This is a genomic window from Acinetobacter sp. YH12201, from assembly GCF_013418145.1.
Lineage (GTDB): Bacteria > Pseudomonadota > Gammaproteobacteria > Pseudomonadales > Moraxellaceae > Acinetobacter.
Map to the genome: position 1 here is coordinate 24,461 of NZ_VPCP01000036.1, position 8,489 is coordinate 32,949.

Below are 8,489 nucleotides of genomic sequence, written 5' to 3' on the forward strand. Positions count from 1 at the left end.
TTTGATAAAAAAAGCCTGGCTGTTCTATGCAAACAGCCAGGCTTTTTATGTTTTACTTAAGCAAACTTGGCAAGCACTTCCAGAAAGCCTTCGCTTTGACGCGGGTACTGTGCAATCACATCATGAATGCGTTGACCTTCAGGATTGGTGGCATTGACATCACGGCCATCGGCAACGAATTGAGTCAGTAAACGCTCATAATCATTTGGACGCATGTGCTTGAATGCATGATAAAGCACATGAAAATCAGCATTAACGCCTGCAGGAGGTAGCTGGGTTAAGTAGGCAAATACACGCTCATCTGACCATTCTTCATTGAACGTTGCTGGCTGAGATAATGCCATCGCAATCTCCTTGGTATACTGATTAAAATAAAAAAGGCAAAATATGAGGCTAGACAAAGCGGTTTTGCTCGACCCTGCCAACTTGAAGCACAGCTTCTCGTCTTGCGCCTGAACAAAGCAGTGCTTTGTTCAGGCTCATATTTTGCCTTGATTCAATTTGCTTGACTAATCAAAAATCAGATTATCGCTCTTCAGGCAAATTGATATTCATTTCTAACATTTCAATATTGGCTTCAGAACGAACCGACATTTGAATGTGTTGTTCATCTACACCACGGACATAGCGGTTGACCACCTGCATGATTTCTTTCTTCATGAGGTCAATCTTTTCCTGACTTAAGCGTTTGCCTAGACCCTGTTCAGAGGCGACAATGACTTTTAAGCGATCTTTAGCAGTCTGTGCACTTGATGGTTTATCCTCACTACTAAAAAGTTTACTCCAGAATCCTGCCATTTCTTACGCTCCAAATAGTCTTGCTAACCAGCCTTTAGGTTTGACTTCAATATGACGGTAAGGACGTTCTTCACCCAAAAAGCGCGCTACAAGGTCATCATAAGCCTGACCTGCAGCTTCTTCAGTAAACAGAATAACCGGTTTACCTTCGTTAGATGCTTGCAGTACGCTCTTACATTCAGGAATCACACCTAGTGTAGGGACACGTAAGATATCTTTAGAAATATCGTCAATGGTTAACATTTCTTGTTTATCGGCACGTTCAGGGTTGAAACGTGTAATACAAAGATGCTTACGGATGCGACCTTCGTTCTGTTCTACCTTTTTGGTTTTGCTGTCCAGCATACCAATAATGCGGTCAGAGTCACGTACAGAAGAAATTTCCGGGTTAGTCACAATGATCGCTTCATCTGCATGATACATGGCCATGATGGCACCACGTTCAATCCCTGCAGGCGAATCACAAATAATGTAATCAAATTCTTGAGAAAGTTCATCCATAACGCGTGCAACACCTTCATCGGTCAAGGCATCTTTGTCACGGGTCTGTGATGCAGGCAAAATATATAAATTTTCAATATCTTTGTCACGAATAAGCGCTTGTTGAAGACGCGCTTCGTTATTCAATACATTCACAAAATCATAAACAACGCGACGTTCACAACCCATAATTAAATCAAGGTTACGTAAACCCACGTCAAAATCGATCACAACAGTTTTGTGACCACGAAGGGCTAAACCTGTTGCAAAAGATGCACTTGTAGTAGTTTTACCTACACCACCTTTGCCTGATGTTACGACAACAATTTTCGCCACCGAATCCACTCCTGTTATGGTTCAAACCCCCTTTTTAAATATGGGGCTTTTGGTGTTTATTTATACATTAAAACTCGAGAACTTCAAAGACAAGTTCTTGATGATCATTCAAGTAAATATGGACAGATTTTTTCAGGACATGTTGTGGAATGTCATCCGCCACACAATATGTCCCTGCAATTGATACCAGTTCTGCTTCCAGTGAATGGCAGAAAATCCGCGCTGTACCATTCCCGCCTGCGCCGGCGATGACTCTACCACGTGCGCTACCATAAATATGTATATTTCCTGAAGCAATGACTTCAGAGCCGCTATTGATTCCGGCGTTAAGAATAATATCGCCATGATCCTGAACTAGGCATTGACCGGTGCGCAAAATTTCATCGTGATAAGAGGTCACATGGCTGATGACACGAGCTGGTTTGACGGGCTCTTCTTCAGCATCTTGGGGCAGGGCAGAGTCAACTTCAGGTTTGGCCTCAACCACTTGTTCTTTGGTCGCTTTAATACGCTGTAAGGGTTTGTTGTCTGCGGGCAGAATAGGAAACTGAATGGCCCGGGCTTCATCGGAAAGAATACCGTCAATCACGCCCATCGGCTGTAGATCCAGACTGATTAATAGCTGAATCAGTGCTATCAGTTCCTGTTCTACCGTGCTGTCAATAATGACCAGCGTGCCATGAGAAGCAGTTTCTTGGAGCATTTGAGTCAATTGCTGGCGGATTGCATTGTGATCATTGGTGTCAAAAGTTAATCGGGTAAAATTAACCATTCTGCCTGTAATCCGTATATCAGCCATAATTATTCCTTAAGACTTCTGACTCATTAATTTTATGTCGAAGTGATGTTGTAAATAGAGCAAATGCTAGAACAAATTGCAGCTTTTCTCTAGCCACGTTTTCAATATTTTTAATCTCATGATCATTCTTTAACTTGATCATGCTGTTCCAGGATTTGTTGCCATTGTTTTATTTTCACTTGCTGGCGAATGGCTTCTAAACTTTCAAAAACAGCCGATTCCACCAGTTTTTCCACATGGGTATTATTTTCAAATTGTATTTGGCTGATTTTATTTGAAATTTCTAAATATGCCAGATTTTTTTCATTTTTATGACCGTATGCAAAAGGTTCAATCAGCCCCAGGGTGATATTTTCTCCCAAACGTTGTCCAATGCTCTGGATTTGTTGCTCAATGCGTCCCCCCACAATCGGAATCAGGCGCAATAATTGGGTCAGTTCAGGGGTGTCTTCAATGGCACGATTGACAATGTCGCCGATATTTTCAGCAATCATGATTTTTTGCGCTTGCAGCTCTTTGCCTAAAGACTCTTGCAAAATATCCGCCAGGGCAGCGGCAAACATATCACGGTGATGGGCAACCAGATCTTCAATCAGTTTTTTATGTGTGGTACTGGTCGAGAGTTCACGTTTTATGCCATCTAAGACCGTAAGTACAATACGGCTGGTGAGTTCTTCAAGCACCATGTGGTAATAGAATTTAGCCCGCCGATACCAAGCGTCCGGAATGACTTTATAACCATGCTGGTGCAGGTTGTAGCCGATGGCCCCGGCACGTAATAAACGTAAGAAACGCAGCTGCGGAATAATGGAGAGAATTTCGTACCAGTGAATAAAGGGAAAGAAAAACCAGCGCTTATGATGTTGCCCAACGACCGCAATTATCCAGCGGGCCAGCAGTTCAATGACCAGAAAACTGGTAAACCAGCTTTCGGTAATGATGACCCAGGGACGCAATGAGTTACGGTAAAACTGCAACAGCTCGGGAAGATGAATGAAGTCAAACAGCCAGCCGCCAAAATCACTCATCAGAATGGCATTGGCACTAAGACAGAACAGGTTGATGATGATCAGAATCATCATAAAAATGTCATAGCCCAGTGCGACTTTCCATCCCCAGGTGCCTTTTTTTACAAAAGAAAAAGTTGGGGGCTTAATCTGGTCGTCTTGCTTCATTTTCTTCCTTAGGTATGCTTAAGCTTTCGCAGCCAATTCTTGCTGCATGCGTTCAATCAGCTGGTCTTTTTCAGTCCATAGTTCATGCACCCATTGTTGAAAACGTTCACGATATTCAGCATCATCTTCATAATTACCGCCTAATACCCAGTCTGGAATCTCGATTTTACGCAAATTCACCGCAATGCGATTGACCTCTCCTAGCCAGAAATCGCCATAACCTGGGACACCATCCGGATAAACAATAGTCATGTCGACCAGCGCATCAATTTTGTCACCTAAAATGTTGAGGGCCAAGGCTAAGCCACCCGCTTTAGGTTTGAGTAAATGCTTATAAGGTGATTGCTGCTGTGCATGTTTCTCTGGCGTAAAGCGCGTACCTTCCAAATAGTTCAATAAGGTAAAAGGTTGACTTAATAACTGTTCACATGCTTTACGCGATTCTTCCATATCACGGGTTTTAAGTTCCGGATTTTTGGCTATCTGTTCCTTGCTATGACGCTTCATCATCGGGAAGCCCAAAATTTTAAAGGCTTGCCCGACGAAAGGAATAAAGATCAGTTCCCACTTGGTAAAGAAACGGGTAAGTGGCATGCGGGTTAAACCAAAGTATTGATTTACCGTAGTATCCACCCAGCTTTGATGGTTGCAGGTCATCAGGTAACGGCCTTGCATACTGAGCTCTAAACCTTCCTCAATCGTGATATCCCACTTTAAGTTGGGCAATACATGGTCGATCAGCCAATTATTGACACTGAGCCAGCTGTTGGTAATTTGAATGTTGGTTTCGTCTACTTTTCGTGATTTTTTAATGAGTTTGGTTAATCCCAAAGCGAGTACAGGTGGTCCATGAAAAAAAGTGCTTCCAGTAATGACCGATCCGACAGTAAGCCCGCGAGATATTTTTTTTAATATCGGTTGCTTGGTATTTTGAGATGACATATAAAAAAAGGCCTTAAAAGAAAATCATCAAATGTTTTTATGCAGTATTCAATATAATTGCAGAATTTAAAATAAAAAAGTCTATTCATACAAGTATGAAGAAATTGTGCGTAAGTTATTCTGAAGATCGATAAGAAATATTACAAAATGTAACTAATCAATGTATTATTTACAAAAAATCAATGGTATGCCGATTTTTTTTAATTCATTATTCCAGCATACGATAAAACACAAGAAGGAGGCATGCGATGCGTGCACTAGTCATTTCAGCAGCAGTAGCAGGGGCATTGGCACTATCAGGCTGTCAAACAACTGGCAACAACATTGGCGGTATGGAATACGATAAAACAGCAATTGGCGCAATAGTGGGTGCAGCTGCGGGTTATGGTCTTTCTAAAAGTAACGCAAATACAAGCGCTCAAAATAACCGTGCTGCAGCAATTGGTGCTGTATTAGGCGGTGCAACAGGTGTATATCTGGACAATAAAGAGAAAAAATTACGTCAACAAATGGCGGGTACTGGTGTAGATGTTACACGTAATCCGGATGGTTCTGTTGGCCTGATTATGCCAGGTAACATTACCTTTGATACCAATAAATCAAATATCAAACCGAACTTCTACGCGACTTTGAACAAAGTTGCGCAAACACTGACTGAAGACAACAAGAGCGGTATTCTTGTAACAGGTTATACAGACAGCACGGGTAATGACTCGATTAACATTCCATTATCTCAAGCGCGTGCTCAATCAGTAGCTAACTATCTGGCCGGTCAGGGCGTGGCACGTACGCGTATTAATGCACAAGGTCAAGGTTCAGCGAACCCAATCGCATCAAATGCGACAGCTGAAGGCCGTGAACAAAACCGTCGTGTAGAAATCAGCATTTACGCGGTTCAATAATTCTTCATAAGTTCATGATGAATTGAAAAGACCACCTTCGGGTGGTTTTTTTTATGAATGTCAAATCTGTATTTTAGGTTATGCAAGTTGGGCGCAGATGACTATAATCGAGCTCCAATTAACACGAGGAAATCCTATGTCGTCGGCAAGTCAACTGAATGACAAGCAACTTGAAGCTATGAAATACACTCAAGGGCCCTTGTTAGTACTTGCAGGGGCAGGTTCGGGTAAAACCTCGGTAATTACGCGAAAAGTCGCGCATTTGGTCAAGAATTGCGGTATACCGGCACATCGGATCACGGCCATGACCTTTACCAACAAAGCAGCACGCGAAATGAAGGAGCGTGTCAGTAAATTATTGTCTCGTGAAGAAGCCAAAGGTCTGTCTGTTTCGACCTTCCATACCTTTGGTCTGAATTTGCTCCGATTGGAACTCAAACATACCCCATTAAAAAATAATTTTTCTATTCTGGATGCCGATGATTGTAAGCGCATCCTGATGGATTTAATGCACCGTGATAATTTATCCGGCGCGGAAAGTAAAGAACTCATTGCCAAGGCAATGAAGATGATTTCGGACTGGAAAAATGACCTAATTCCACCGGAACAAGCACATACCACCTGTGAAACCGCTGAAGATGTCCAGTTTGCGCATTTATATCAGCTTTATGAACGCAACTTGCGTGCCTATAATGCCGTGGATTTTGACGACCTGATAGTGATGCCAACTCGCCTATTGCAGGAAAATGCTGAAGTCCGAGATAAATGGCAGAACCGGGTGCGTTATCTGCTGGTGGATGAATATCAGGATACCAATACCGCACAGTATATTCTGGTGAAACTGCTGGTCGGTGTGATGGGACAGTTCACTGCGGTAGGCGATGATGACCAGTCCATTTATGCCTGGCGTGGGGCAAAGCCTGAAAATATGGCTTTGTTGAAGGAAGATTTTCCGAATTTAAAAGTCATTAAATTAGAACAAAACTACCGTTCCACCAGCCGTATTTTGAAAGCGGCGAATACGGTGATTGGCAATAATCCGCATATTTTTGATAAAAAACTCTGGTCGGATAAAGGTCACGGTGAAGTGATTCGCGTGATTACTTGCCGTAATGATGATGATGAATCCGAACGCGTAGTGAAGGATCTGATCACCCATAAGCTGATGAATGGGAAAAACTGGAAGGATTATGCGATTTTGTATCGCGGTAATTTTCAGGCCCGTATTTTAGAAACACAGCTGCGTCAAATGCAAATTCCATACAAGCTTTCCGGGGGCCAGTCTTTCTTTGCTCGTGCAGAAATTAAAGACATCATGAGTTATTTGCGTCTGATTATTAACCCTGAAGATGACAGTGCATTTTTACGGATTATTAACACGCCGAAACGTGCCATTGGACCTGTAACCTTAGAAAAGTTAGGTCTATTTGCACAGGAAAATCATTTGTCATTGCTGGCAGCGGCAGGTGATCAGCGCCTGACCATGGTGATGCCGAAAAAAGCGACTACACAACTGGCTGAATTTTCTGATTTTATTGGAAATTTTACCCGTAATTTACTAGATGATGACGAGCCTGTGCCAATTATTCGCCAGATGATGCAGGAAGCAGGCTATATCGATTACATCAAGGAATCCGCAGCAACGCCAGCGCAGGAAAAAACCAAGCTGGATAATATTGAAGTGCTGTATAGCAGCATTCAGAGTCTAATTAACCGCGCTGAAGATGTGGATGACAAGAATATTGAAAGCGTGATTCGTAAAATGGTACTTCTGGATATGCTGGAGCAGCAGCAAGAAGAAGAAGATACCGATAAAGTGAATTTATTGACTTTGCATGCATCCAAAGGTCTGGAATTTCCTTATGTCTATCTGATTGGACTGGAAGAAGAAATTCTGCCGCATAAAAACTCGATTGCAGCCGAAACCGTGGAAGAAGAACGCCGTTTGATGTACGTGGGTATTACCCGTGCCCGTCAAGGTTTGACCATTACTTTGGCTGAGCAGCGTAAAGCGGGCGGACAGATGAAACAGATGACCCCAAGCCGCTTCCTGGATGAATTACCGCAAGATGAACTGGAATGGCTAGGTCGCAAGAAAAAATTGGCAGGCAATATTGATCCAAAATTACAAGCCCAGCATTATCTGGAAAATTTACGCGCCCTAATCAAGCGTTAATTCACGATTTAAACCATGCAACATTTAAACTATGCAATTAGGAAAAAACAAATGAAAGTTCAAGTGAAAGTACTCGATACACGTTTAGGCAATGAATGGCCGATGCCTACCTATGCGACTTCGGGTTCAGCAGGTTTGGACTTGCGTGCTTGTGTCGATGAAGCGACTGTCATTGAACCGGGTCAAACAGTATTGGTGAAAACCGGTTTGGCTATTTATATTGAAGATACAAATTTTGCTGGCTTAATTTTGCCGCGTTCAGGTCTGGGGCATAAACATGGGATTGTTCTAGGCAATCTGGTGGGCCTCATTGATTCAGATTATCAAGGTGAATTGATGGTATCGGTTTGGAACCGTAGCCAAACAGCATTTACTTTACAACCGGGTGAACGTTTAGCGCAGTATGTGCTGGTTCCTGTTGTTCAAGCGCAGTTTGATATTGTGAATGAATTCGAAGCGACTGAACGTGGTGCAGGCGGTTTTGGCCATACCGGTAAAGGTTAAGCCCTGATTTAGTTTTAAGATGGAGTACCTGATGAACAAGCAGCTATATTTTGTTTATCAGGTTTCATTTTAGAAATAATCTTATTTAAAATATTAATCACATTTATAATAAAATGAACTGCTTAGAATATTTTTTAATATTGTATTGATGGGGGGATTTCTTATACTTAATGTTATTTTTTCTATGTTTACTTAGGTAATTGGTTTTTAAATAGAATTTATTTTCATTCCTTTCTTTTAATTAATAATATAGGACTTACGCATTGACGGATTCAAAAAAGTATTAAAATACTTTATAAAGTATCTGTGATCAGACGAATTAAAAATGCTTCTACAGCAACTTGTACACTACCCATTTATATGGGCTTTCTCATGAC

The 8,489-nt window shown here is 41.9% G+C and carries 9 protein-coding genes; 3 read left to right on the top strand and 6 right to left on the bottom strand.

Going from position 1 to position 8,489, the window contains the following annotated elements; translation table 11 throughout:
* Positions 1 to 56: 56 nt before the first annotated feature.
* From FTU91_RS08825 to FTU91_RS08850, 6 genes are all read right to left on the bottom strand, one after another.
* Entirely contained in the window at positions 57 to 344 is a 288-nt protein-coding gene (locus FTU91_RS08825) for a PA4642 family protein (RefSeq protein WP_086196432.1), read from the bottom strand.
* A gap of 181 nt (positions 345 to 525) precedes the next feature.
* Complete coding sequence (gene minE, locus FTU91_RS08830; RefSeq protein WP_086196431.1) at positions 526 to 798, bottom strand: cell division topological specificity factor MinE; 273 nt, start codon at positions 796 to 798, stop codon at positions 526 to 528.
* A gap of 3 nt (positions 799 to 801) precedes the next feature.
* Entirely contained in the window at positions 802 to 1,614 is an 813-nt protein-coding gene (minD, locus tag FTU91_RS08835) for a septum site-determining protein MinD (protein ID WP_086196430.1), read from the bottom strand.
* 67 nt (positions 1,615 to 1,681) lie between these two features.
* Positions 1,682 to 2,413 (bottom strand): septum site-determining protein MinC, encoded by a 732-nt coding sequence (gene minC, locus FTU91_RS08840; protein ID WP_180081843.1) that lies wholly within the window; start codon positions 2,411 to 2,413, stop codon positions 1,682 to 1,684.
* 122 nt (positions 2,414 to 2,535) lie between these two features.
* Positions 2,536 to 3,588, bottom strand: a complete 1,053-nt coding sequence (locus tag FTU91_RS08845) for a preprotein translocase subunit SecA (RefSeq protein WP_180081845.1) — start codon at positions 3,586 to 3,588, stop codon at positions 2,536 to 2,538.
* 18 nt (positions 3,589 to 3,606) lie between these two features.
* Entirely contained in the window at positions 3,607 to 4,530 is a 924-nt protein-coding gene (locus FTU91_RS08850) for an acyltransferase (protein WP_180081847.1), read from the bottom strand.
* 248 nt (positions 4,531 to 4,778) lie between these two features.
* Here FTU91_RS08850 and FTU91_RS08855 point away from each other — a divergent pair, with 248 nt between their 5' ends.
* From FTU91_RS08855 to dut, 3 genes are all read left to right on the top strand, one after another.
* The gene (locus tag FTU91_RS08855) at positions 4,779 to 5,432 is read left to right on the top strand and encodes an OmpA family protein (protein ID WP_086196426.1); all 654 of its coding nucleotides are present in this window, start codon (positions 4,779 to 4,781) and stop codon (positions 5,430 to 5,432) included.
* Between the two features lie 136 nt (positions 5,433 to 5,568).
* Positions 5,569 to 7,608 carry a UvrD-helicase domain-containing protein gene (locus tag FTU91_RS08860; RefSeq protein WP_180081849.1) on the top strand — a complete coding sequence of 680 codons (2,040 nt, stop codon included), beginning with the start codon at positions 5,569 to 5,571 and terminating at the stop codon, positions 7,606 to 7,608.
* A 51-nt stretch (positions 7,609 to 7,659) separates the two neighbouring features.
* On the top strand, positions 7,660 to 8,112 hold the full coding sequence (dut, locus tag FTU91_RS08865; protein WP_166171142.1) for a dUTP diphosphatase: 453 nt from the start codon (positions 7,660 to 7,662) through the stop codon (positions 8,110 to 8,112).
* Positions 8,113 to 8,489: the final 377 nt, after the last annotated feature.